Annotated in this window: 22 protein-coding genes and 1 riboswitch; of the genes, 5 read left to right on the top strand and 17 right to left on the bottom strand. The window is 64.1% G+C overall.

Annotated elements, in window-relative coordinates; all coding sequences use genetic code 11:
• Nucleotides 1-27 precede the first annotated feature (27 nt).
• The 5 genes from IVA81_RS21140 to IVA81_RS21160 all read right to left on the bottom strand — a co-directional run bounded on the left by IVA81_RS21140 (nucleotide 28) and on the right by IVA81_RS21160 (nucleotide 5407).
• Entirely contained in the window at nucleotides 28-2265 is a 2238-nt protein-coding gene (locus IVA81_RS21140) for a TonB-dependent receptor (RefSeq protein ID WP_247321520.1), read from the bottom strand.
• A 114-nt stretch (nucleotides 2266-2379) separates the two neighbouring features.
• A riboswitch (cobalamin riboswitch) is annotated at nucleotides 2380-2594 on the bottom strand.
• A 48-nt stretch (nucleotides 2595-2642) separates the two neighbouring features.
• On the bottom strand, nucleotides 2643-2894 hold the full coding sequence (locus IVA81_RS21145) for a hypothetical protein (RefSeq protein ID WP_247321522.1): 252 nt from the start codon (nucleotides 2892-2894) through the stop codon (nucleotides 2643-2645).
• A 149-nt stretch (nucleotides 2895-3043) separates the two neighbouring features.
• Nucleotides 3044-3253 (bottom strand): hypothetical protein, encoded by a 210-nt coding sequence (locus IVA81_RS21150; RefSeq protein WP_247321523.1) that lies wholly within the window; start codon nucleotides 3251-3253, stop codon nucleotides 3044-3046.
• Nucleotides 3254-3388: 135 nt separating this feature from the next.
• Nucleotides 3389-3565 carry a hypothetical protein gene (locus IVA81_RS21155; RefSeq protein WP_247321525.1) on the bottom strand — a complete coding sequence of 59 codons (177 nt, stop codon included), beginning with the start codon at nucleotides 3563-3565 and terminating at the stop codon, nucleotides 3389-3391.
• 105 nt (nucleotides 3566-3670) lie between these two features.
• Nucleotides 3671-5407, bottom strand: a complete 1737-nt coding sequence (locus tag IVA81_RS21160) for an adenylate/guanylate cyclase domain-containing protein (protein WP_247321848.1) — start codon at nucleotides 5405-5407, stop codon at nucleotides 3671-3673.
• Nucleotides 5408-5725: 318 nt separating this feature from the next.
• Between IVA81_RS21160 and IVA81_RS21165 the strand changes: the two genes are divergently transcribed.
• Nucleotides 5726-7915 carry a lytic transglycosylase domain-containing protein gene (locus tag IVA81_RS21165; RefSeq protein WP_247321527.1) on the top strand — a complete coding sequence of 730 codons (2190 nt, stop codon included), beginning with the start codon at nucleotides 5726-5728 and terminating at the stop codon, nucleotides 7913-7915.
• A 75-nt stretch (nucleotides 7916-7990) separates the two neighbouring features.
• On the opposite strand, the gene IVA81_RS21170 is transcribed toward IVA81_RS21165, so the two are convergent.
• Entirely contained in the window at nucleotides 7991-8332 is a 342-nt protein-coding gene (locus IVA81_RS21170) for a hypothetical protein (protein ID WP_247321529.1), read from the bottom strand.
• A complete protein-coding gene (locus tag IVA81_RS21175) occupies nucleotides 8329-8517 on the bottom strand; it encodes a hypothetical protein (protein WP_247321532.1) in 189 nt (62 codons plus the stop codon). Before IVA81_RS21175 ends, IVA81_RS21170 begins: the two co-directional genes overlap by 4 nt.
• 155 nt (nucleotides 8518-8672) lie before the next feature.
• Between IVA81_RS21175 and IVA81_RS21180 the strand changes: the two genes are divergently transcribed.
• From IVA81_RS21180 to IVA81_RS21195, 4 genes are all read left to right on the top strand, one after another.
• Nucleotides 8673-8897, top strand: coding sequence for a hypothetical protein (locus IVA81_RS21180; RefSeq protein ID WP_247321534.1), 225 nt, complete (start codon nucleotides 8673-8675; stop codon nucleotides 8895-8897).
• An 805-nt stretch (nucleotides 8898-9702) separates the two neighbouring features.
• Nucleotides 9703-11688 (top strand): PAS domain S-box protein, encoded by a 1986-nt coding sequence (locus tag IVA81_RS21185; protein ID WP_247321535.1) that lies wholly within the window; start codon nucleotides 9703-9705, stop codon nucleotides 11686-11688.
• Nucleotides 11685-12356 (top strand): response regulator transcription factor, encoded by a 672-nt coding sequence (locus tag IVA81_RS21190; RefSeq protein WP_247321536.1) that lies wholly within the window; start codon nucleotides 11685-11687, stop codon nucleotides 12354-12356. The genes IVA81_RS21185 and IVA81_RS21190 overlap by 4 nt, the downstream gene beginning before the upstream one ends.
• A gap of 95 nt (nucleotides 12357-12451) precedes the next feature.
• Nucleotides 12452-12838 (top strand): response regulator, encoded by a 387-nt coding sequence (locus IVA81_RS21195; protein WP_247321537.1) that lies wholly within the window; start codon nucleotides 12452-12454, stop codon nucleotides 12836-12838.
• A 150-nt stretch (nucleotides 12839-12988) separates the two neighbouring features.
• Here the strand turns inward: IVA81_RS21195 and IVA81_RS21200 are convergent, their stop codons facing one another.
• The 10 genes from IVA81_RS21200 to adh all read right to left on the bottom strand — a co-directional run bounded on the left by IVA81_RS21200 (nucleotide 12989) and on the right by adh (nucleotide 23580).
• Nucleotides 12989-13960, bottom strand: a complete 972-nt coding sequence (locus tag IVA81_RS21200; RefSeq protein ID WP_247321539.1) for a tripartite tricarboxylate transporter substrate binding protein BugD — start codon at nucleotides 13958-13960, stop codon at nucleotides 12989-12991.
• An 82-nt stretch (nucleotides 13961-14042) separates the two neighbouring features.
• Nucleotides 14043-15284: a threonine synthase gene (locus tag IVA81_RS21205; RefSeq protein ID WP_247321542.1), complete on the bottom strand. Its 1242-nt coding sequence runs from the start codon at nucleotides 15282-15284 to the stop codon at nucleotides 14043-14045.
• A gap of 201 nt (nucleotides 15285-15485) precedes the next feature.
• Nucleotides 15486-16907, bottom strand: a complete 1422-nt coding sequence (gene lpdA, locus IVA81_RS21210; RefSeq protein ID WP_247321543.1) for a dihydrolipoyl dehydrogenase — start codon at nucleotides 16905-16907, stop codon at nucleotides 15486-15488.
• 17 nt (nucleotides 16908-16924) lie between these two features.
• On the bottom strand, nucleotides 16925-17158 hold the full coding sequence (locus IVA81_RS21215; RefSeq protein WP_247321545.1) for a hypothetical protein: 234 nt from the start codon (nucleotides 17156-17158) through the stop codon (nucleotides 16925-16927).
• A gap of 22 nt (nucleotides 17159-17180) precedes the next feature.
• Nucleotides 17181-18530 carry a pyruvate dehydrogenase complex dihydrolipoamide acetyltransferase gene (locus IVA81_RS21220; RefSeq protein ID WP_247321547.1) on the bottom strand — a complete coding sequence of 450 codons (1350 nt, stop codon included), beginning with the start codon at nucleotides 18528-18530 and terminating at the stop codon, nucleotides 17181-17183.
• A 62-nt stretch (nucleotides 18531-18592) separates the two neighbouring features.
• Nucleotides 18593-19045 (bottom strand): nucleoside deaminase, encoded by a 453-nt coding sequence (locus IVA81_RS21225; RefSeq protein ID WP_247321548.1) that lies wholly within the window; start codon nucleotides 19043-19045, stop codon nucleotides 18593-18595.
• A 2-nt stretch (nucleotides 19046-19047) separates the two neighbouring features.
• The gene (locus tag IVA81_RS21230) at nucleotides 19048-19350 is read right to left on the bottom strand and encodes a DUF5076 domain-containing protein (protein ID WP_018320291.1); all 303 of its coding nucleotides are present in this window, start codon (nucleotides 19348-19350) and stop codon (nucleotides 19048-19050) included.
• Nucleotides 19351-19353: 3 nt separating this feature from the next.
• Nucleotides 19354-20742 (bottom strand): pyruvate dehydrogenase complex E1 component subunit beta, encoded by a 1389-nt coding sequence (locus IVA81_RS21235; protein WP_247321549.1) that lies wholly within the window; start codon nucleotides 20740-20742, stop codon nucleotides 19354-19356.
• 29 nt (nucleotides 20743-20771) lie between these two features.
• A complete protein-coding gene (gene pdhA, locus IVA81_RS21240) occupies nucleotides 20772-21794 on the bottom strand; it encodes a pyruvate dehydrogenase (acetyl-transferring) E1 component subunit alpha (RefSeq protein ID WP_247321550.1) in 1023 nt (340 codons plus the stop codon).
• A gap of 268 nt (nucleotides 21795-22062) precedes the next feature.
• Complete coding sequence (adh, locus tag IVA81_RS21245; protein ID WP_247321552.1) at nucleotides 22063-23580, bottom strand: aldehyde dehydrogenase; 1518 nt, start codon at nucleotides 23578-23580, stop codon at nucleotides 22063-22065.
• Nucleotides 23581-23835 lie beyond the last annotated feature (255 nt).

A 23835-nucleotide genomic window follows, 5' to 3' on the forward strand; every position in this document is an offset into this window, starting at 1 on the left:
AATTCGCGTCCATTTCAGGGAATGTGATCAGAACGTTGCGCCGGCCTTGAGCAGATAGGTGCGGCCGGGCAGCGGATAGGCGCTGAAGCGGCCGTCCGTGAAGGTGCTTGCGATGCCGTAGTCGTAGTAGAGCGCGTTCAGCAAATTGTTGACGCTGAGCGACCAGAAGTAGCGCTCGTACTGACCGCTGAGCTTGAGGTCGATCGTGCCGTTGGCAGGAATCGGCTTCTGGGTGCCCGCCTGATCGTTGTCCATGCGCCGCTCGCTCCAGAAGCGCGCGGTGGCATCGAGCACCACGTAATTCTGCCAGATGTTCCAGGTGAAACCCGCACTCGCGGTGTAGCGCGACAACAGCGGCACGTCTTTGCCGGCCCACACGCCTTCGCGGAAGACGGCACCGGTATAGGCCACGCCGGAGCGCAGCAGCAGGACGTCGTTGACGCGATAAGACAGGCTGGTCTCCGAGCCGTAGCGACGGGTCGGATCAAGATTGGTGTTGTAGAACAGGACCGGGTTGAAATGGACCTCGTTGGTGAGGTCCATCAGATAGAGACTGCTCTGCAGCTGCAGCCCGCCTCCCTTGATGCGCAGACCGCCCTCGATGTCCTGCGAGGTCTGGGTCTTGAGCTGGAACGTTTGCGGGATCGCAGCGAAGGTCAGGGGATCGAACGAAGGTCCTGAGGACAGGCGCTCGTCGACGTCAGGCGCGCGGAACGCGCGCGCGGCGCGGCCGAACAGCGAGACCATGTCGTTGAGGCGATGCTCGGCCCCGAGATGCAGCGCATATTGCGTTTCATCGCTCCGCAGCGGCAGCGCGCCGGTGTCGGCGTTGAACGGCGCCGCCGGGTCGAAATTGTCGCGTGCCGCAAGACTGATGGTCTGCACCCGCGCGCCATAGGAGATGTCGGTCGTGGGCGCCACACCCAATGTGTGCTGAAAATAACCCGCAACCGTCTGCTGCCTGAGGTCGTAATTGTGCCAGGGCGTGAGCCCCTGCCCGGCGCCGCGGTTCTGCTGAAAGCTCGCATCGTAATAGTCGATGCCGGTCAAAAGCTGCGACGGCATTCCGAGCATCAGGCTCTTCACGCTGAGCCGCGGCGTAATCGACCAAGTGGTCAGATTGGAATCGACATAGGTCGACGTGAAGAAACCCGGAACCGGCGCCGGGCTGGAGAAGAACGCACTCTGCTGCTTCTTGTCGCGCACGCCGCCGTCGACGATGAGATCGACGCCGTTGACCAGGGTCTTGGTGAAGCCCGCGGTCGCGCCAAAACCCTGCTGGTTGGCGTAATTGAACGGCGTGCTGGTCCCTCGTCGGTTGGTCGCGAGCTCGTCGAGGCCGATCGAGGGATCGACGGTGCGCCCGCCCGGCAGTCGCAGCTCCTGATTGTCGCCCGCGACGGTGAGAAAAGCGGTCAGGCCTGGTGTCGTGTAGTTGAGATTGCCGACGCCGTTTTGCTGGGAATAGCGATTGTTGTCGCGATAGCCATCGGTCCTGACGGCATTGCCATAGAACGAGGCCGACCACGGACCGGAATTGAGCGAGGTTGAGACGTTGCCGAGCCTGGTGTTGAACGAGCCGAAGCCGGCCTCGATGCGTGCGGTCACCGGCGGTCCGCCGACGCCGTTTTTGGTGACGATGTTGATCACGGCGCCGACGGCGTTGTCGCCGTAGAGCACCGCTCCGGAATTGCCGCGCGTGATCTCGATACGCTCGATGGAATTGAGCGGGATGGTGGAGAGGTCCACCTGTGCCATGTCGACGTCGTTCAGCCGCCGTCCGTTGACCAGCACCAGCGTGTTGGCGGTGGCAAACGCGCCGAAGCCGCGCAGATCCACGCTGGTCTTGGCGCCGATCTGACCGCCATAGAACGTCGTGATCTGGGCCCCCGGGGTCTGCGTCGCGATGATCTCGGCTAGCGTCTGCGACGGCGAATGCGCGATATCCGCGGCCGTGATGACGGTTGTGGCAGCCCCGACGATACCGCCATTGCTGGCGACAGCCTCGGAGCCCGAGCCGGATGAGCCGGCGCCATTGCCTGCCGGCGCGACATTCGCGGTTCCCCGGCGCCTCGTCGGCTCGCCGTCACCGATCGCCCTGGCGCGGGTGCGGTTCTGATCGTCGGGCTTGGTCACTTCGATCGGCGGCAATTGCTCGGCAAAGGCCTGCTGGGCGAAGGCGGGAGATAGCTCGAGCGAATGGAGGGAAACGGACGCGAACAGGCCGGCGCTGAGGCGCCTGGCGGCAGAGACAAGACGGGACACTATTGTAAACCTCGGTAGGACGTCAGTGGCACGTCACAGCGAACGAGGTTTCACGGCAGAGCGATGGACTGCTCCGGTGAAGCTAATGTCTGTACTCCCCGACCGACATCTTCGCGTGTGACCACGGCTGACGGCAGGTCTCCTGGCTCGCGGGTCGTTACCTTGCGTCGCCTTCCCAGGACCGAGATTCCCAGTGGCATAGGACGAAAGATTCACCGCTTACAGTTGCGGGGGCAGCCGTGGCGTTGAGACAAATCCCACGTTGGGACAATCCCGCACCACATTCCCTTTTGGTCTCCGTGAGGAGAACCGTCACCGATCAACTTACGTGTCGTTCCGCCGGGGAGTCAATCGACCGGCGGCTGCTGTCACCGCCCTCAGGTCCGCCCTCGCAAACGCTGGGCCTGGGCCCAGGCGGCAGCGACGTCGCGTGGCGGAACATCGACGCGCTTGATCGGGGTCAATTCGCCGGAGGCCGAGACGATCGCGGTTTCCTCGCGGCGGCATCGCGTGCAGACAAAGCGGACCTCGTGCGGGGACGCCCACCAGCTCGACCGCTTCACATTGGCCGCCATCGGCCAAGCGTCGCAATGCGAGCACGACACCAGAAATCGACCGGGATCGAGCATACCCATTTCCATCGGACTCCGCGTCCTGCCGCCTCCTTCAATGTTTAACCCAAGTGAATCGTTCCGGTGCCCCAGCACCGCCAGCTCCTGTTCCTTAGAAGCCGGCGATCTCAGGCTCGCCGTTCCCGGCCGCCGTAGGCGTCAGGATCTCAGCGCGCGCCCTTGAGGGTGCAGGACGTCGTGCAGGTGACCGTGGTGCCGCGATCGCACGATTTGCAGGCGTTGACGCACTGGTTCATGTCGCGGGCGTTGTAGCTGTAGTTCCGCATCGGGCAGGCCGAGGTCGAGCCGGTGATGTCCTGCTCCTGATCGCAGGCCGCCGTCATAAACGCGAATATGATCACGGCAACGAGGCGCATGTGATTGCCCTGTCAAGCATGGCAAATGACACTCGCGAGGCGCTGCACTGCAGCGACCCCGGCCTTCCAACACGAGCAATCGCTCGCATGCTTCAAGGATGCGCGCCAAACATTAAGAACGGATTGCAGGCGGCGTCAGGCAGCAGCCTTGGTCGCGATCGCCTGGCGCATGTCCGCCGCCAATTGGCGGTACTGCTCCGAGAGCTTCAGATAGAACTCGCGTTTGGTGCTGTCGGTGGCGAGCTTGGCAATCAGCTCGCATTCGGCGGTGAGCGTCTCGAACCGTTCCAGTCTGTTCTGAAGGTCTGTCATCGGCGTGTCCCCGTCAAACGCCTCAAGGACATCCAACCTAAGCCCGGGAAATAGGTCACGGCGAACATCGTTATCGAGTAGAATCAATTTTTGCGGTGCGGCAGCCTATTTGCTGTCCAGCCGCCAGGCGCCATCCCAGCCGGCGTCCGGCGGGTTGGCTTCGAATTGCGCGATGCGGCCGAGCATCGTGCGCGAGGGGCCGTCACCGGGGACGGCTTCGAGCGCCGCGTTGAAGGCAGCGCGCGCCTCATCGAACCGCCGGGCGCGATAGGCAGCGAGCGCTTCGGCATAGTGCGTGCGCAAGCTGCCCTGTGCGCCCGTGAGTGCGCCTGCCCTCGCCATCACCTCGAAGATCGCCTGCGGTGCGCTCTGGCCGGCGACGGCCAAACGATCGATCTCGCGCAGTTCGAGCCGCGATCCAATCGCGTCAGCGGTTGCCTGCGAGATCAGGATGCGGGTGCCGTAGGCCTTGTTGACGGCCTCCAGCCGCGAGGCCAGGTTGACGGCATCGCCCATCACCGTAAAGCTCATCATCAATTCGGAGCCGATGCTGCCGGTCAGGACCTCGCCGGTGGCGATGCCGATCCGCAAATCGCACGGCGCGGGCATCGCGCGGATGCCGAGCAGGTCGGGCAGTTGCTTCTGAAGTGCCGGCACCTGGTCGATCATCTCGATGGCGGCAAGGCCCGCGAGCAGCGCCTGCTCGTCCTCTTCGATGAAGGGCGGGCCCCAATAGGACATGATGGCATCGCCGATATACTTGTCGATGATGCCGCGATTGCCCCTGATCGGGCCGGACATGACCGTGAAATAGTGGTTCATCACCCTGACGAGGCCGCGCGGGGTCATGCCCTCGCTCATCGCGGTGAAGCCGCTCATGTCGCAGAACATGATGGTCATGACCCGGCGCTCGCCGTCGATCGCGACCTCCGGCCGGTCGATCAGCCCCTGCACCACCTTGGGATCGATGTAGCGGCCGAAGGTCTCGCGGATGCGCTCGTTGTGCCTGAGCTGCTCGGTCATGCGGTTGAAGGCCGCGGCGAGCTCGCCGATCTCGTCCTGCGTCGAGACGGAGATGGTCTTGTCGAAGCGGCCCGCCTCGACCTCGCGGGTGCCGGCGAGCAGCAGCCGCACCGGCCGCGTGATGCCGCTGGACACCAGGAGCGCAAAGGCAAATCCGACGATCGCCGCAAGCAATGTCACGACGCCCGAAATGACGATTGCCTGGTGCTGGCGGCTGATCACCTGCGATGTCGAGGCGAAGACCTGCGTCAGCATGTCGGCGCGGATCGCGTCGATCTTCCGGTTGAACTGGTCGCGCAACACGTCGATGTGCTCCAGCGTGCCGCGGGCCTCCACCATCTGTTTGGCGTCGACCTGCTTGACCAGCCTGCCGTGGTCCTCGTTCAGATCGCGGCGCAGCTCGGTGACGGCCGTCTCGACCCGGATATCGATCCGCGCCAGCGCGGCATTGTCGGAGGGAGTCCTGGGGTCGTCGATGATCGCGTTGATGAGCTTGCGCGCGGCCTCAGCCTCCTCCTCGATCTTGCGGTCCGATTGCTCGAACTCGCGCAGGCGTGCCGTATAGGCTTCCTCGTCCGACGGCGCCTCCATCCTGGTCATGACCATCCGCCGCAGCGCCAGCCCCCGCTCCAGCGAGCGGATGTTGGCGCGGGCCAGATGGCTATAGGCCGGGATGTAGCGGTTGGTCAGCTCGTCAAGGAGGACGCCGACCTGGCTCGACATCACCATCGACAGGATCGAGGTGACCAGCATCAGGACGATCAATCCGAGGGCGATGCCGACGATCTTGCGCCGGATCGACTGGTTGAAAATCGGCATAGGCACGGGGGCAAAGGCTGAAAGGACGGATTGAGGGAACTCATACACCGGATTGGCCCACGGGAACACGCGCAATCGGCCCCTGTGACGCTCAAAGCTGCGCACAACCGTCGCGCGAGCCCACATCGTTAACAAAGGTTAAAGCACTTCGCCCTTTCTCCTTTGCGGAAGTTCCCTTGCCGCATCCGTATTTTGCCGCATTGTTGCGACACCGTGAGGATGCGACACGACGCCGATGCATCGTGTCGGTGCTTTGATTCTCAAGCCGCATGTCGTCGCGGACCTTGGTTTGTGGTGGTTTCGCAGGGGGACCATGGAATGAACCAGTGCCTACGCTCGCTCGCGTGTGTCGTTGCCGTGGCGGCAATGGCCCTTCTTCCCACCGAGCTCGCGGCCAAGAGCAGTCACAAATCGTCAGCGCCGAAGAAGACGCATGAGGCGAAAGCCGGCAAGCAGCGCCATGCTGCGACCGGCAAATCGCGGCATGGCAAGCACGCCGAGGCCAAGCGCAAGTCGAAGAAAACCGACGACGCGCCGTCTGACAAGCCCGCAACCCCGCCGCTGACCGGCGACCTCGCCGCGCTGAAGGACGCGATCGATCTCGCGCGCAAGGGCAAGACCGATGACGCGAGCGCGGCGCGCGACCGCATCGCCGACCCCGCCGGACAGAAGCTCGCGGACTGGTTCATGCTGCGCCACTCCGAGAGCACGGCGAATTTCAAGCGCTACGCCGCCTTCCTCGAGGCCAATCCGGACTGGCCGAGCCGCGCGCTTCTGCGCCGGCGCGCCGAGGCACGGCTGTGGCAGGAGAAGAGCGACGCCGCCATTGTGCACAAATTCACCATGGACCGGCCGACCAGCGCCAAGGGTAAGTTCGCGCTTGCCCGCGTGTTGCTCACTGAGGGCGATGCCGACAGGGCGACGCGGCTCGTGCGCGAGGCCTGGCGCACGGACGAATTGTCGGAGCGCAGTGAGCAGGATTCCTACGAAGCGTTCCGCGATCTCCTCACGGCGGACGATCATCGCGCCCGCATGGACAAGCGGCTCGGCGCCAAGGACTATTCGGGGGCGCGGCGCGCCGCAAAACGGCTCGGCGAGGATGCGCTCGCCATCGTCAAGGCCTGCGCCGCCGTCACCGGCAAGGCCAGCAAGGCCAAGGATTTTCTCGAGGACGTCCCGGCTGACGCGCGCCGCGATCTCGGCTATGTGCTGTGCCGCGCGCAATGGCACCTCCAGAAGGACCGCATCGACGACGCGGCCGAGGTGGTCCTGGCCGCCGCGCCCGACACCATGGCGGCCCAGGATACCGATGCCTGGTGGCGCGAGCGTCGCCTGCTCGCGCGCAAGCTGCTCGACCAGGGCAAGTTCAAAACGGCGTATGATGTGGTGCGTACGGCCGCGGTGCCGGACAAGGAAGTCTACCGCGTCGACTATCATTTCATGTGCGGCTGGATCGCGCTGCGATTCCTCGACGATCCCAACGCGGCGATGGTGCACTTCGCCGCCATCGACGAAGGCTCGGCCAATCCGATCGCGCTGTCGCGCGCCCATTACTGGCGCGGCCGTGCCGCCGAGGCGATGGGCGCGATCGCCGATGCGCGCATGAGCTATCGGGCGGCCGCGCGCTATCCGACCGCCTATTACGGCCAGCTTGCGCGTTCGAAGCTCGGCCTTGACCGCATCGAGCTGCGTCCGCCCTCGCCCGTGCTGGCCGCAATCGACACGCCGCCCGCAGACGAGCGCGTGCGTGCCGCCGACATGCTCTACGGCATCGGCGAGCGCGACGTCGTGTTCTATTACGCCGAGGATTTCGCCAAGGAGAGCACCGATGTCGCCGCGCTCGAAGGACTCGGCGCACTCGCCGGCCAGCGCAAAGATGCGCGCGTGATGCTGGAAGTCGGCAAGTCGGCGCTGGCGCGCGGGCTTGCGCTCGACCATTACGCCTTCCCCACCATCGGCATCCCCGAGCACCAGCAGGTCGCACCCGCGATCGAGACCAGCGTGATCTATTCGGTGGCGCGCACCGAGAGCTCGTTCGACCAGCGCGACAAGTCACCCGCCAATGCGGTCGGGCTGATGCAGGTGACGCCTGAAGCCGGCCGCGATACCGCCAAGCGCTTCGGCCTGACCTACGACTGGGACAAGATGGTCTCCGATCCCGTCTACAACACGCAAATGGGCGCGGCCGAGCTCAGCGCGCTCTTGTCGGAATATCGCGGCAACCAGATCATGACCTTCGCCGGCTACAATGCCGGCCGTGGCCGCGTGCGCGAATGGGTGCAGGCGCGCGGCGATCCCAGGGATCCCAAGGTCGATCCCGTCGATTGGGTCGAGCGCATCCCGCTGTCGGAGACGCGCAACTACGTCCAGCGCGTGATCGAGAACGTCCTCGTCTATCGCGCAAGGTTCGAGGATAGTGGCATGATCGCGGGGAAAAGCGATCAGCGCGTGGTGACGCACGGGGTCGGCGCAACAGCACCCGTGGCGGCCGCAGCACCCGCTCCCTAGTCGGCGCCGCCGGGGCTGGACGCGGCGCCTGCACGGTTACGTTGCTGCGGCTACCACGCGAGTGCAATCGCGCAGCTAGGTGTCACCTCCTTCCATCGTGCTCAAATCGCGACCGTCCAAGTATGCGCCGGTCAAGGCTCTTGCGAAGGTCCAGGCGTGTATCGTCCAGCTCCAGCACGAGACGGCACTGAAAACCGCCACCATCTCGATCATGTTGCCAGCGGCGAGCTCGACGTGCGGGGTGGCCCATCCTGTGCGCCACAGCGTCATGAATTCGCCGCGCCGGTAGCAGTCGTCGTTACAGTAGCGGCGCTGTGTCCGCACATGCCGGACATAGCCGGAGCGGAGTGACCGCGAGCATGTGCTGCACGTGGCGGCGTGCAATGGAGGCGCGTGATTGACCACCACGAATTTCATGAAGCCGCCCTCACGCGATCTTCCGCGATCGCCTCGCAGAACAGCGCGTAGCACTGATAGTCGCAGTATGGCAGACGGGTGGCGATCTCGCGGAGATAGCTGCCGCCGATCGGCTCGCAGCACTGCAAGCACCAGGTCTGCCGGAACGGGGTCCGGTCGTTCACCAGCACGAACGCGAATCTCATGTGGCACCTCCCAAAGCGAAGCAGTAAACGCTGTCCAACGGAGATAGTGCGGGTGGTGGAGCGCAAAGATGGTTTCGGCCGTCGGGATTATCCCTGTTTCGCTCCACTTTTTGCGGTGGGATCAGAATGTATCTCCCGTCCTCCCTGCGCCGTGCATGGATCTGGCCATCGATGTACTTGATGTCGGTCGGATAGCAGTCAGCGCTGTTGCAGCAGCTGAGGCTCGGATTGTCGGGCATGTGCCAGGTCGAATAGAATTTTTCGTGCAGCCCCTGGTCCTGGGGTGGGTGCTGACGATGAACGGCACCATGTCCTGTCTCCTGCGCCTGGACGGTCGCCGCGGAGCCGAGGAGAACCAACCAGCAGAAGAGCTTGCATGAGCGGTTCAACACAATGGGCTCCCGGATCAGACCTACCGAACGATGTCGGCTCTCCAATTCAGCCTCATGCGGCCTGAGCCCGGAACAACCACCTTCGGTCGCGTTCGCGGCGTGTGCGGAAGCGATCGACGCACTTCTTGGAGCAGAGCGCAGTGCGCCATGAATAGTAGCGGATCAAACCAAACTTGCCGCTACACACCGCACAACCGTTGTTTGAAACGCAGCGTTCGGACTCGGATAGGCGACGCTCAGGAAGTAGCGATGTATCGCACATTGTTGTCTCCCTCTGTTGCTTGCGCGTTTGCCAGTTCGTTCGTTCCCTTGGACCTCATGCGGTCCTGAATCCCGATCGCGGCTCCGTCTCGAGAACTGCAGCGGCCCCTCCTTGATCGCCGCCTGTCGATAAGGCGCCTCGGCCGCAAACATCAAATCCGGTTCCCGTACGCTTGCCGATTGGCTGGTCGACGCTCCCGATTGGTCATGAGGTTAGTTCACCGGCACGAAGCGCCCAATTGTACGGAGGTAAATGGTCGACATGACTAGGAATGGAGGAGCTATACCTAGGTTTGTATCGCCCGGGGCTCCCGCGCTCGCTCACGTTCAACGAGACGGCGCACGGCGCTTCGGTTGCACGGTCACCGTGAAAAAACTTGCGGGCATGGCGTGGTTGATGCGCCGCAATGGATCGGGCGAGCCGTCATTCGAAGGCGACGTCGTGACGCCCATCCGACTTTGGCCGGAATTGCTCCTCTGGCGTCAACGTGCTCTACTTGTATTCACGCAGAGAGCGCCGGGAGCGTCTGCGATGAAGCCTGTCCGGGCCGTCACGTTCGGGAAGTCAGCCGCGCAATCCCTCGCCGGCTGGGTCAGGCAAGCTGTTACCGCTAAGCCGCGGATTCGGCCCGGTGACGCCGGTTTGCTGGAAGCGGTCAAGCAGTGGCAGCAAGTCTTCGAGCACAACCCGGTCATGTACTTCATGGTCGATCCGGGTGGAACCGTGATCAACGTGAACACGTTCGGCGCCGGGCAACTGGGCTATACGGCCGCGGAGTTGATCGGCCGATCGGTGCTCGATGTCTTCTTCGAGGAGGATCGCGACTTCGTGCGCGCGTGTGTCGCGCTGTGCCTTGAGACAGTCGATCAATCCCACACCTGGGAGATCCGGAAGGTGCGCAAGGACGGCTCGGTGCTGTGGGTGCGCGAGAATGCCAAGACCATGCTGCGGGCCGATGGCGGGCCGATCGTGCTGGTCGCCTGCGAGAACATCACCGAGCGCAAGGAAGCGGAGAATGCGCTGCGACAGAGCGAGGCTTATCTCGCCCAAGCGCAGGAATTGAGCCACACCGGTAGTTTCGGCTGGAAGTCAGCAACCGGCGAGATCACCTGGTCCAAGGAGACCTATCGCATCTTCCAATGCGACGAAGGGACCAAGCCAGAGATCCCGTTCATGCTCCAGCGGATCCATCCGGAGGACCGGCTCGTGGTGCAGAAGACCACGGGGCGGGCGGCCCGAGAGGGAAAAGATTACGACCACGAATACCGGCTCCTGATGCCCGGCGGTTCCATCAAGCACGTCAGAGCGGTCGCCCGGGCGATGCGAGATCCCAGCGGTCACGTGGAGTTCGTCGGATCAGTGACCGACATCACGGCCACCAAGCAGGCAGAGCGCAGGCTTCGTGAGAGCGAGCAGCGTTTTCGCGACTATGCCGAGACCGCGTCTGACTGGTTCTGGGAGACGGGGCCAGACCATCGCGTGACCCACATATCCGAACATTCCGATACCATCACCGCGCCTGCGGGCCTGATCGGACTGACGCGTTGGGACATCGCTCCGGACGCAGATCTAGAACCCGAAAAATGGCGACAACATCGGGCCGCGCTCGACGCCCACGTTCCGTTCCGCGACCTGGTGTATCGCAGCAAAGACCGCAACAGGCAGACGATCTACGTTCGGACCAGCGGCAAGCCGTTCTTCGACGCCGACGGCGCTTTTCTGGGCTATCGTGGCGTTTGCACCGACGTAACTGCGGCTATCCGGGCCGATCAGGCCGAAGACGCGCTGCGCAAGGCCCAAGCCGAGCTCGCCCATGTGACGCGGGTCACGACACTGGGCGAGTTGACGGCTTCCATTGCCCACGAAATCAACCAGCCCCTCGCCGCCGTCATCGCAAATGCCGATGCCTGCATCGCCTGGCTCCAGCGCAATCCGCCCGATCTCAAGGCGGCCCGCCGCTCCGTGGAGTGGATCATCGAGGACGGCAAGCGTGCCGGCGACGTTATCCGTCACGTTCGGGCACTCGCCAAGCGGTCCGATATCGAGATGGTTCCTCTCGACCCCAACATCGTCGTGCGCGAGGCCGTCGCGCTCGTTCAGCGCGAGATGGCCAGCCATGCCGTGTCGGTACGGATGGAGCTGTGGTCGGCACTGCCCAGGGTCTTTGGCGATCGAATCCAATTGCAACAGGTCCTGATCAACCTGATCATGAACGGGATCGAGGCCATGGAAGGCGTCCGTGATCGCCCGCGCGAGCTGGCGATCCGTTCAGCAGTGGGCGGCGATGGCGCGGTGCTGGTGAGCGTTTCCGACTGCGGCGTCGGCATCTGTGAACAGACGAGAGACCGCCTGTTCATGCCCTTCTTTACCACGAAGGCTTCCGGCATGGGCATGGGGCTGTCGATCTGCCGCTCCATCATCGAGGCCCATGGCGGACGACTTTCCGCCGCACCGAACCAGCACCACGGCGCAACTTTTCAGATCACCCTGCCCCTCCATCAAGAGGAAACATCGTGACCGAGCGTGCAAAGCCTTTGCCGCCGCAGGAGGACGGCGATCAGCCAATCGTCTTCATCGTCGACGACGACGCGTCCATGCGCCGTGCGCTCACCAATCTGTTTGAGTCGGTCGGCCTCAAGGTCGAAGCCTTCGGCTCGGCACCGCAACTGCTCCAGGCCAAGCCGCCGGAAGTCCCCAGTTGCCTGGTGCTCGACATTCGCCTGCCCGGAGCGAGCGGCCTCGACCTGCAGACCGACCTCGCGAAGGCAAATATCCACACCCCGATCATCTTCATCACCGGTCATGGCGATATTCCCATGACCGTTCGGGCCATGAAAAGCGGCGCGATCGACTTCCTGACAAAGCCAGTTCGCGACCAGGACATCCTGGACGCAGTCCAGGCCGCGATCGAGCGGGACCGCGAGCGCCGCGACCTCAACAGGACAGTCTCGACCGTCAAATCACGCTTCGACACTCTGTCCTCGCGGGAGCGAGACGTATTGTCACTGGTGACATCCGGCCTGATGAACAAGCAAGTGGCCGCCAAGCTCGGATTGGCGGAAATCACCGTCAAAATCTATCGCGGCCAGATCATGCGGAAAATGGGCGCGAAGTCGCTGGCCGATCTGGTGAGAATGAGCGAGGCGCTCGGGATTCGGCCCAGCAAGTCCGACGTGCAAACCTAAGTATGAGTTTCCAATGATGACTGGCAGGTCCACCTTGCGTGTTTAGGTGTGGCCGTAGCGACGGCAAGCTCAATCCGGGGCGAGGAGCGGACGTCTTGTCAGTGGCTTCGGTCATTTCGGTGCTTGACGATGACCCTTTCGTACGGGCGGCGGTCAACAATCTCTTGGAATCGCGCGGATACATCGTCCACACCTTCGCCTCCGCCGAGGAGTTTTTGAGGTCGACCGATTCGAACAACACCTCGTGCGTGATCGCCGACGTCCAGATGCCGTTGATGACCGGAATCGATCTGCTGACGCAGATGCGCACGCACGGTTCGGCTACGCCGTTCATCTTCATCACAGCTTTCCCGGAGGAGAGCGTGCGTGTGCGTGCGCTCAAGGCCGGGGCGATCTGTTTCCTCGGTAAGCCGTTTGCCACCTCGGATCTAATGCAATGCCTGGACCGGGCGCTGGCAGCAGGTGACGAAACCATGGAGTGATTGCCCGACGGCCGGCAATGGAGACGGTGACAGCGGCCAGGATCAATCCCGCTTCTGGCGAGGCCTCCCGCGAGACGGCCGCATTTGCGGCCTCGTCACGATGGGACCGCATCACCTGGCGGCATGCCGCCGAAGCGCGCGCCGTCCGCCTCAATCCACCTTGATGTTCGCCGCCTTGATCATCGGCCACCATTTTGCGATCTCGGCCTTCTGACGGGTGCCGAGTGCTTCGGGCGTAAGCTGATCCTTCGGTGTCATCTCGAGCCCCTGGGTTTCGAGCTGCTTCTTCACTGCAGGATCGTTCAGCGCCTCCACGGCCGCGGCGTTGAGTTTCGTTACGATCTCCTTCGGCGTGCCCTTCGGCACCCATAGGCCCGACCACAGCGTCATGTTGAAGCCCTTCAGGCCCGCCTCCTCCGCGGTCGGGATCTCAGGTGCCGAGGACAGGCGCTTGCTATCGGTGATGGCGTAGGCGCGGATGGTGCCGGCACGGACCTGGCCGATGGAGTTGGAGGTCTGGTCGACGATGATGTCGATCTGGCCGGCGATGAGATCGTTCAGGGCCGGCGCGGTGCCACGATACGGCACGTATTGCAGCTTGATGCCGGAGACGCTTTCGAAATAGACGCCGGCGATGTGGCTGCCGGAGCCGGCGCCGGCGGTGCCCGCTATCGGTGGCGAGGGCCGCGACTTCAGCCATTCGATCAGCTCTTTCAGCGACGTCGCGGGCACCGCGTTCTTGCTGACGATGATCATCGGATTGCTCGGCAGCAGCACCACCGGCTCGAGGTCGGCGACGAGGTCGTATTTGAGCTTGTAGACGGCACCATTGGCGACGTGGGTGCCGAGATGGCCGAACGAGATGGTGTAGCCGTCCGGCGGCGATTGCACCGCACGGCCGACCCCGATCGAGCCGCCCGCGCCGGTGACGTTCTCGACCACGACCGGCTGGCCGAGCGAGGTCCGCATCCGCTCGGCGAGCACGCGAGCCATCGCATCCGACGGCCCCCCGGCCGAGAAGGGCACGATGATGGTGATGGAACGGGAGGGATAGTCATCAGCGCGCGCAGCGCCGGTCACAGCGAGAATAGCAAACAGCGTAGCCCAGACGGCCTTCGTCATTGTCTTCTCCCCAGCGGTGTCGCGTAGTATTTTTTCTCTTCCCGCGTACGGGAAGAGGGATCATTCGTGGCGTGATGCCGCGCTAGAACTGGGAATAGTCGATCGGCTTGTGGCGGTCGAGCGTGCGGGTGACCGGCGGCAGCGGATACTTCAGGCCGGTGGCGCAGTTGAACAGCATCACGCGGTCACCCTTCGAGACGCGACCGTCGGCGAGGCTGTCCTTGTAGGCGGCATAGGTGGCGGCGCCCTCGGGACACAGCAGCAGCCCCTCCTCGCGTGCAACCTCGTTCAGCGCCACCGAGATCTTGTCGTCATCGACCGCGATGGCAAAGCCCTTACTCTCGCGCACCGCCCGCAAAATCAGGAAATCACCGATCGCCTGCGGCACGCGGATACCCGACGCAATGGTGTGGGCGTCCTCCCAGCGTGTCGCATGCTCGGTGCCGGCGTCATAGGCGCGCACCATCGGCGCGCAGCCGGAGGCCTGCACCGCGACCATGCGCGGACGCTTGCTTCCGATGAAGCCGATCTTCTCGAGCTCATCGAACGCCTTCCACATGCCGATCAGGCCGGTGCCACCGCCGGTCGGATAGAAGATCACGTCGGGCACGTCCCAGCCGAGCTGCTCAGCGAGCTCGAGGCCCATCGTCTTCTTGCCCTCGATCCGGTACGGCTCCTTCAGCGTCGAGGTGTCGAACCAGCCGACCTTGGCCTTGCCCTCGCCGACGATCTTGCCGCAATCGTCGATATAGCCGTTGACGCGGTAGACGGTCGCCCCCTGCAGCTCGATCTCGCTGACGTTCACCTCAGGCGTATCGGCCGGGCAGAAGATCGTGGTCTTGATGCCGCAGCTCGTGGCGTAAGCGGCCAGCGCCGCGCCGGCATTGCCGTTGGTCGGCATTGCCATGTGCTTGATGCCGAGCGCCTTGCCCATCGACACCGCCATCACGAGACCGCGCGCCTTGAACGAGCCGGTCGGCAGGCGGCCCTCGTCCTTGACGATGATCTCGCCGCCACCAAGTTTTGCGCCGAGTTTCGGCAGCCGAATCAGCGGCGTCGTCACCTCGCCAAGCGAGACGATGTCCTTGCATTTGCGCACCGGCAGCAGCTCGCGGTAGCGCCACATGTCGCCGGGCCGGTGGCTAAGCGCGTCCTTGGTCAGCGCCTTCTTCACACCGGCGAGGTCGTAGCGGACGAGCAGCGGCTTGCCGGCCTTGGAGAGGTTATGGACCTGGTCGGCTGCGTAATGGTCGCCCTCCATCGCGCATTCGAGATGGGTGACGAAGGTGGGGCGTTCGATGGTGAGGTTGTCGTTGTCGTGCATGGGTTCATCCCTTTTGTTGTTCTGCTTGTTCAGTGTCTGACCGTCACCCTGAGGTGCCGGAGCCTTGCGGCGCAATTGCGCCGCTGGGCGGAGGCCTCGAAGGGCGGCGAGCCCGGCTGCTGCACCTCGGCCTTTCATCCTTCGAGGCTCGCTGCGCGAGCGCCTCAGGATGACGGGTCTCACCACCCGACGGCTCGTCCCTCAAATATTCAACACCCGTCCATAGGCATCCAGCACCGCTTCCTTCATCATCTCCGACAGGGTCGGATGCGGGAACACCGTGTGCATCAGCTCTTCTTCCGTCGTCTCCAGATTCATCGCGACGACGTAGCCCTGAATCAGCTCGGTCACCTCAGCGCCGACCATGTGGGCGCCGAGCAACCGGCCGGTCTTCTTGTCGAAGATCACCTTGACCAGGCCCTGGTCCTCGCCGAGCGCGATCGCCTTGCCGTTGCCGACGAAGGGGAAGCGGCCGACGCGGATCTCGCGGCCGCTCTCCTTGGCCTTGGCTTCGGTGAGGCCGACCGAGGCCACCTGTGGCTGGCAATAGGTGCAGCCCGGGATCAGGTTCTTGTCCATGGGGTGCGGATGCAGTCCCTTGATCGCCTCGACGCAGACCACGCCTTCATGCTCGGCCTTGTGCGCGAGCATCGGGGGGCCGGCGACGTCGCCGATGGCGTAGATGCCGGGGACGTTGGTCTTGCCGTACCCGTCGATCACGATGCAGCTGCGGTCGGTTTTGACACCGAGCTTTTCGAGGCCGAGATTCTCGATGTTGCCGACGACGCCGACGGCCGAGATCACGCGCTCGAACTCGGTCGTGACAGGCTTGCCCTTGCCGTCGTCGATGGTGGCGACGACACTGTCGGCCTTCTTCTCGAGCTTCGTCACCTTGGTCGAGGACATGATCTTGATGCCCTGCTTCTCCAGGCGCTTGCGCGCAAGGCCGGCGATCTCGGCGTCCTCCACGGGAAGGATCTGCGGCAGCACCTCGACCACGGTCACGTCGCTTCCCATGGTGTGGAAGAACGAGGCGAACTCGATGCCGATCGCGCCGGAGCCGACGACCAGCAGCGACTTGGGCATCTTCTCCGGCACCATCGCCTCGAAATAGGTCCAGATCAGCTTCTTGTCGGGCTCGAGCCCCGGCAGCACGCGCGGCCGCGCGCCGGTCGCGACGATGATGTGCTTGGCCTGATAGCTCCCCTCGCCCAGCGTGCCCTTCGGCGCTTCGACGTCGGACTTCTTCACGGTGACCTTGCCGGGTGCGTCGATCGAGGCCGCGCCCCAGATCACGCTGACCTTGTTCTTCTTCATCAGGAAGCCGACGCCGTCATTCAGCCGCTTGGAGACGCCCCGCGAGCGCTGCACCACCGCCTTCGGGTCGAACGACACTTTCTCCGCCGACAGCCCGTAATCCTTGGCGTGCTGCATGTAGTGATAGATCTCGGCCGAGCGTAACAGCGCCTTGGTCGGGATGCAGCCCCAGTTCAGGCAGATGCCGCCGAGATAGGATTTTTCGACGATCGCGACCTTGAAGCCGAGCTGGGCGGCGCGGATGGCGGTAACGTAGCCGCCGGGGCCGGAGCCGATGATGATGACGTCGAAGGATGTATCGGCCATGGCGGCTCCCGTTCAACTCAAGAGGCGCCGCGAGCGCGGCGCTTGACCAGAAAAGACCTCACCAGCCATTCGAGCACCACCACCAGGACTATGACGGCCAGCGCGGTGAGCACGATAGGCTGAGCGATGTTCCGTGCCAGTTGCTCGCCGGCAAAGAACGCAGAGTGAAGAAAATCGAACCCAATCGGGTTGAGCGCGACGAGGGCGCCGAGCAGCAGCGATATCCATGGCCAGCGGGTATGGACATGCAAGGTTGCCCCCTCTGCCGCCGCCTCAGACCATCATCATCACAGGATTTTCGATCAGCTGCTTGAAGGCGCCGATCAGCTCGGCGCCGAGCGCGCCGTCGATGGCGCGGTGATCGCAGGACAGGGTCACGCTCATCATGTGCGCGATCTCGATCTTGCCGCCGCGCACGACGGGACGCTCCTCGCTGGTGCCGACCGCGAGGATGGTCGCATGCGGCGGGTTGATCACGGCGGTGAAGTGACTGATGCCGAACATGCCGAGGTTGGAGACGGCGGTGGTGCCGCCCTGATATTCCTCGGGCTTCAGCTTGCGCGAACGGGCGCGCGCGGCAAAATCCTTCATCTCGTTGGAGATGGTCGAGAGCGTCTTGGTCTCGGCCTTGCGGATGATCGGCGTGATCAGCCCGCCCGGCATCGCCACGGCGACGCCGACGTCGGAATGATGGTGCTTGACCATGCCGCTTTCGGTCCAGCTGACGTTGCAGTTCGGGATCTTCTGCAGCGCGACCGCCATCGCCTTGATGACGAAGTCGTTGACCGAGATCTTGTAGAGCGGCTTCTTCTCCTTGTCCTTCGGCGCAGCCGCGTTGATCTCCTCGCGGGCGGTGAGCAGCTTGCCGATGTCGCAGTCGATGGTGAGGTAGAAGTGCGGGACGTTCTGGATCGACGCCGTCAGGCGCTGCGCGATGGTGCGGCGCATGCCGTCATGCGGGACGACCTCGTAGGAGCCCGGCTCGAACAGCGACAGGATCTGCTTGTCCGACATGGTCGGCGCGATCGAAGGCGCACCTGACGGCGCCGCCGCGGGAGCCTTGAGGCCCTTGCCCGACTTGGCCTGTTCGACGTCGCGCGCGACCACCCGGCCATGCGGACCGGTGCCTGTCACCATCGACACGTCGATGCCGGCGTCCTTGGCCAGACGCCGCGCGAGCGGCGATGAGAAGACGCGGCCGCCATGGCCGTTGCTCTGCGCGGCCGGTGCGGCCTGCGGCGCCGGTGCGGCGGGCGGCGGCGCTGCCTTGGGGGCAGCAGGCGCAGGTGCAGGAGCCGGCGCTGCGGCGGGTGCCTCAGCAGCTTTCGGAGGTGCAGCCGAAGCGCTGGGCTTGGCAGCGCCCGCCGCCTTCACGTCCTCGCCCTCGCCGGCCAGCACCGCGATCACGTCGTTGACCGGGACGTCCTGCGTGCCCTCGGGCACCAGGATCTTGGCGATCGTGCCCTCGTCGATGGCCTCGACCTCCATGGTCGCCTTGTCGGTCTCGATCTCGGCGATAACGTCGCCGGATTTGACCTTGTCGCCTTCCTTCTTCAGCCACTTGGCGAGGTTGCCCTTCTCCATCGTCGGCGAAAGAGCGGGCATCAGGATGTTGATGGGCATGCTGACCTCACGAAGAACTTCTCAAAACGTCGTCTCCGGAAGCGAAGACGAACAGACCAGGTTTAGTTGCCGATGTCGCCTTGCCACAGGCGCTCATTGGCAGGATTGGAACGCCAATTCTTCATCATGGTGATGGAGCGGTCGTCGGCAAGGTCGATCCAGGGGATGCCGAACTTGTCGAGGATGTCCTTGGAGCCCTCGAAGGTGACGGACTCTCCGATCACCACGAGCTTGACCTTGAACAGCGCGAGCGCGCCGGCGCACATCGAGCATGGCGACAGCGTGGTGTACATGATCGTGTCGTGGAACGAGATCGCGCCAGCTTCGCGCAGGCAGCTCATTTCGCCGTGCAGGATCACGTTGTTCTCCTGCACGCGGTTGTTGTGGCCGCGGGCGATGATCTTGTTGTCGCGCGTCAGCACGGCACCGATCGGCAGGCCGCCCTGCGCGATCGAAGCCTCCGCCTCGCGGATCGCCTCCAGCATGAAATCAAAGTGATGGGGTTCGATCGCCACGGTCAGTGTCCCTTGCCGCGCGGCGTCGTGGTGCCGGTGTCGGTGGGACGCTCGATCTCGGCCTGGAACATCTCCAGGATCCGGTTCAGGGCGTCCTCTTCGGTATATTCGCTCTCGCGGGCATAGGCTCGCGCGGCGTGGCGGGCGAGATCGACGAGCAACAGGCCCCACATGTCGGGCTCCTCGAAGGCGCGCTGGAACGCCATCGACAGCCCGCCATCCAGCACGAATACGCGCAGGATCTCGACCGCGTCATCGCGGGTCATGACGTCGGGCGGCAGTGGCTGCTCCTTCGGGCCCGCCATGATCTACCTGTAGCAGACGGCTTTGGCGGCCTCGACGACTTCCGCCGCCGAGGGCAGCGCGAGCTTCTCAAGGTTGGCGGCATAGGGCATCGGCACGTCCTTGCCGGATACGCGTGCGACTGGCGCGTCCAGATAGTCGAAGGCGTTCTCCATGATGCGTGCGGCGATCTCGGCGCCGACGCCGCTCTGGGCCCAGCCCTCTTCCACCGTGACGGCACGGCCGGTCTTCTTGACCGAGTTGATGATGGTCTCGGTGTCCATCGGGCGCAGCGTGCGCAGGTCGATCACCTCGGCCTCGATGCCGTCCTTGGCGAGCTCGTCGGCCGCCCTCAGCGCATAGGTCATGCCGTTCGACCAGGAGATGATGCTGACATGGCTGCCCGAACGCACGATGCGGGCCTTGCCGATCGGGATCACGAAATCGTCGAGCTTGGGCACCTCGCCAGTGTGACCGTAGAGCACCTCGTTCTCGAGGAAGATCACCGGATTGGGATCGCGGATTGCAGCCTTGAGCAGGCCCTTGTAATCCGCCGCCGAGAACGGCGCCACGACCTTGAGGCCCGGAACGTTCGAATACCAGGCCGAATAGTCCTGGCTGTGCTGGGCGGCGACGCGGGCGGCCGCTCCGTTCGGGCCGCGGAATACGATCGAGCAGCCCATCTGGCCGCCGGACATATAGAGCGTCTTGGCAGCGGAGTTGATGATCTGGTCGATCGCCTGCATGGCGAAGTTGAAAGTCATGAACTCGACGATCGGCTTCAACCCAGTCATCGCGGCGCCGACGCCGACACCGGCAAAGCCGTGCTCGGTGATCGGGGTGTCGATGACGCGCTTGGCGCCGAATTCCTGGAGCAACCCTTGCGTGACCTTGTAGGCGCCCTGATATTCGGCGACTTCCTCGCCCATCACGAAGACGTCGGGATCGCGGCGCATTTCCTCGGCCATGGCATCGCGCAAGGCTTCGCGGATGGTCTGCGTCACCATCTCGGTGCCTTCGGGCACTTCCGGATCCGGCTCGGCGACGGCCTGCGGTGCGGGAGCAGCCTTGGGCTGGGGCGCTTCGGCCTTCGCAGCGGCAGGCGGCGCGGACTCCGCGGCCTTCTCCTGCTTCGCCGGCGCGGACGCCTTGGCAAGATCGGCGGCGCTCTCGCCGTCGGCGAGGATGGTTGCGATCGGCGTGTTCACCGCGACGTCAGCGGTGCCCTCGGGGATCAGGATCTTGCCGAGCGTGCCCTCGTCGGTCGCCTCGACCTCCATGGTCGCCTTGTCGGTCTCGATCTCGGCGATGACATCGCCGGACTTGATCGTCTCGCCCTCTTTCTTCAGCCATTTGGCGAGGTTGCCCTTTTCCATCGTGGGCGACAACGCGGGCATCAGCACTTGAATTGGCATATCGGCTCCAAAAGAAAGCTTGCGCGCGTTCAGCGGTAAATGTCGGTCCAGAGCTCGGCGGCATCCGGCTCGGGATCATGCTGGGCGAAATCGGCGGACGCGTTGACGATGTCGCGCACCTCGGCGTCGATCGCCTTCAGGTCCTGCTCGCTGACCTTGGCCGCGAGCAGGCGGTTACGCACCTGCTCGATCGGATCCTGGTCGTGGCGGACCTTCTCGACCTCCTCGCGCGTGCGATATTTTGCAGGATCGGACATCGAGTGGCCGCGATAGCGGTAGGTCTGCATTTCCAGGATGTAGGGGCCCTTGCCGGCACGGCACCAGGCCGCCGCCTCCTCGCCCGCAGCCTTGACGGCGCGGACGTCCATGCCGTCGACCTGCTTGCCGGGGATGTTGAAGGACGCGCCGCGCTTGGAGAAATCCTGCTGCGCCGAGGCGCGCGAGACCGAGGTGCCCATGGCGTAGCGGTTGTTCTCGATGACGAAGATCACCGGCAGCTTCCAGAGCTCCGCCATGTTGAAGCTCTCATAGACCTGGCCCTGGTTGGCCGCGCCGTCGCCGAAATAGGTGACGCTGACATTGTCGTTGCCGCGATAGTGATTGGCGAAGGCGAGACCGGTGCCGAGCGAGACCTGGGCGCCGACGATGCCGTGGCCGCCGTAAAAGTGCTTCTCCTTGCTGAACATGTGCATGGAGCCGCCCTTGCCCTTGGAATAGCCGCCGCGGCGGCCCGTGAGCTCGGCCATGACGCCGTTGGCGTCCATGCCGGTGGCAAGCATGTGGCCGTGATCGCGATAGCCGGTGATGACCTGATCGCCCTGCTTCAGGGCCATCTGCATGCCGACCACCACGGCCTCCTGGCCGATATAGAGGTGGCAGAAGCCGCCGATCGCGCCCATGCCGTAGAGCTGGCCGGCCTTTTCCTCGAACCGCCGGATCAGGAGCATGTCGCGGAGCGCCTTGAGCTCCTGCTCCCTGGTGAATTCCGGGGGCGAACCGCCGTCGGGCTTATCCTGTGGAGTGCTTGCGGCGGCTTTCTTGGGTGCGGCCATAGGAATTCCGGGTCAGAGAAAACTTTCGTCCTCTCTAACCCAAGTCAAACACCCTTGGAAAGCACCGCGGCGACATGGCACGACTTTCATTATGCCGCAGTGCAACGTGGTCGAAATATTGGAAAATCTTTGGCGCCGATCGGGCAACAAATCTATGCGTGTCACGGCGTGCGCAGATTCGTGACCGGATCAAGAACGGTGGGCCACGCCAATCCTATCCTTCAGAGCGGACGGCGCCGAAGTGGCGCCGCCCTCTCCGGCCGTCCGATCAGAAGAAACCGAGCTTCTTCGGGCTGTAGCTGACCAGAAGATTCTTGGTCTGCTGATAGTGATCGAGCATCATCTTGTGGGTCTCGCGACCGACGCCCGACTGCTTGTAACCGCCGAACGCCGCATGCGCGGGATAGGCATGGTAGCAGTTGGTCCAGACCCGGCCGGCCTGGATGGCCCGGCCGAAGCGGTAGCAGCGGTTGGCGTCGCGGCTCCAGACGCCGGCCCCGAGGCCATAGAGTGTGTCGTTGGCGATCTCGAGCGCTTCCTCGTCCGTCTTGAAGGTCGTGACCGAGACCACGGGGCCGAAAATCTCCTCCTGGAAGATTCGCATCTTGTTGTGCCCCTCGAACACGGTCGGCTGGACGTAGAAGCCACCCGAGAGATCGCCGCCGAGCTCGGCGCGGCCGCCGCCGGCCAGCACCTTGGCACCCTCCTGCTTGCCGATGTCGATATAGGAGAGGATTTTTGCGAGCTGCTCGCCCGATGCCTGCGCGCCGATCATGGTATCGGCCGCACGCGGGTCGCCCTGCTTGATCGCCGCGACGCGCTTCAGCGCCCGCTCCATGAAGCGGTCATAGATGTCGGCATGAACCAGCGCGCGGCTCGGACAGGTACAGACCTCGCCCTGGTTCAACGCGAACATGACGAAGCCTTCGATCGCCTTGTCGAAGAAATCGTCGTCCTCGGCGGTGACGTCGTTGAAGAAGATGTTGGGCGACTTGCCGCCCAGCTCCAACGTGACGGGAATGAGGTTCTGGCTGGCGTATTGCATGATCAGCCGGCCCGTCGAGGTCTCGCCGGTGAAGGCGATCTTGGCGATGCGCGGGCTGGAGGCCAGCGGCTTGCCGGCCTCGAGGCCAAAGCCGTTGACGATGTTGAGGACGCCGGGCGGCAGGATGTCGGCGATGATCTCGGCCCAGACCATGATCGAGGCCGGGGTCTGCTCGGCGGGCTTGAGCACGACGCAATTGCCGGCGGCGAGCGCAGGCGCGAGCTTCCAGCAGGCCATCAGCAGCGGGAAGTTCCAGGGGATGATCTGGCCGACCACGCCGAGCGGCTCGTGGAAATGATAGGCGATAGTGTCGTGGTCGATCTCGCCGATCGAGCCTTCCTGGGCGCGGACGACGCCGGCGAAGTAGCGGAAGTGATCAATGGCGAGCGGGATGTCGGCGGCGCGGGTCTCACGGATCGGCTTGCCGTTGTCCCAGGTCTCGGCGATGGCGAGACGCTCGAGATTTTCTTCCATGCGATCGGCGATCCGGTTCAGGACCGCAGCGCGCTCGGCGACACTGGTGCGGCCCCAGGCGGCCTTGGCCGCATGCGCCGCGTCGAGGGCCGCCTCGACGTCCTGCGCGTCGGACCGCGCGATCTTGCAGACGACCTGGCCGTTCACGGGCGAGGCGTTGTCGAAATATTTGCCGGCGATCGGCGCGACGAACTTGCCGCCGATGAAATTGTCGTAGCGTTCGGCGAAGGGAACTTTGGTGACGCTGAGGAATTCCACCTTGTTCATTGATCACTCCCGATGTTTGCTTGCGCAATTCGTCGCGTGCTCGCGACTTGCGCGGACGATGTCGCGGCAGGCGTTTTCTGTCAGCCCTGGGGAGAGCGATGATGGAGCGGACCTGTCGCAGTTCTGCGACAGTCGCGGGGCGAGGCCATCACCATCGTGTCCCGGACGCGCTGCAACGCGTTTCGCGTTGCTGCGCAGAGCCGGGACCCAGAAGGCGGCACGGGAGAATGCGTAGACATGGGCCCCGGCTCAGCA

The sequence above is a fragment of the Bradyrhizobium sp. 141 genome (assembly GCF_023074055.1).
In the GTDB taxonomy this organism is placed as follows: domain Bacteria; phylum Pseudomonadota; class Alphaproteobacteria; order Rhizobiales; family Xanthobacteraceae; genus Bradyrhizobium.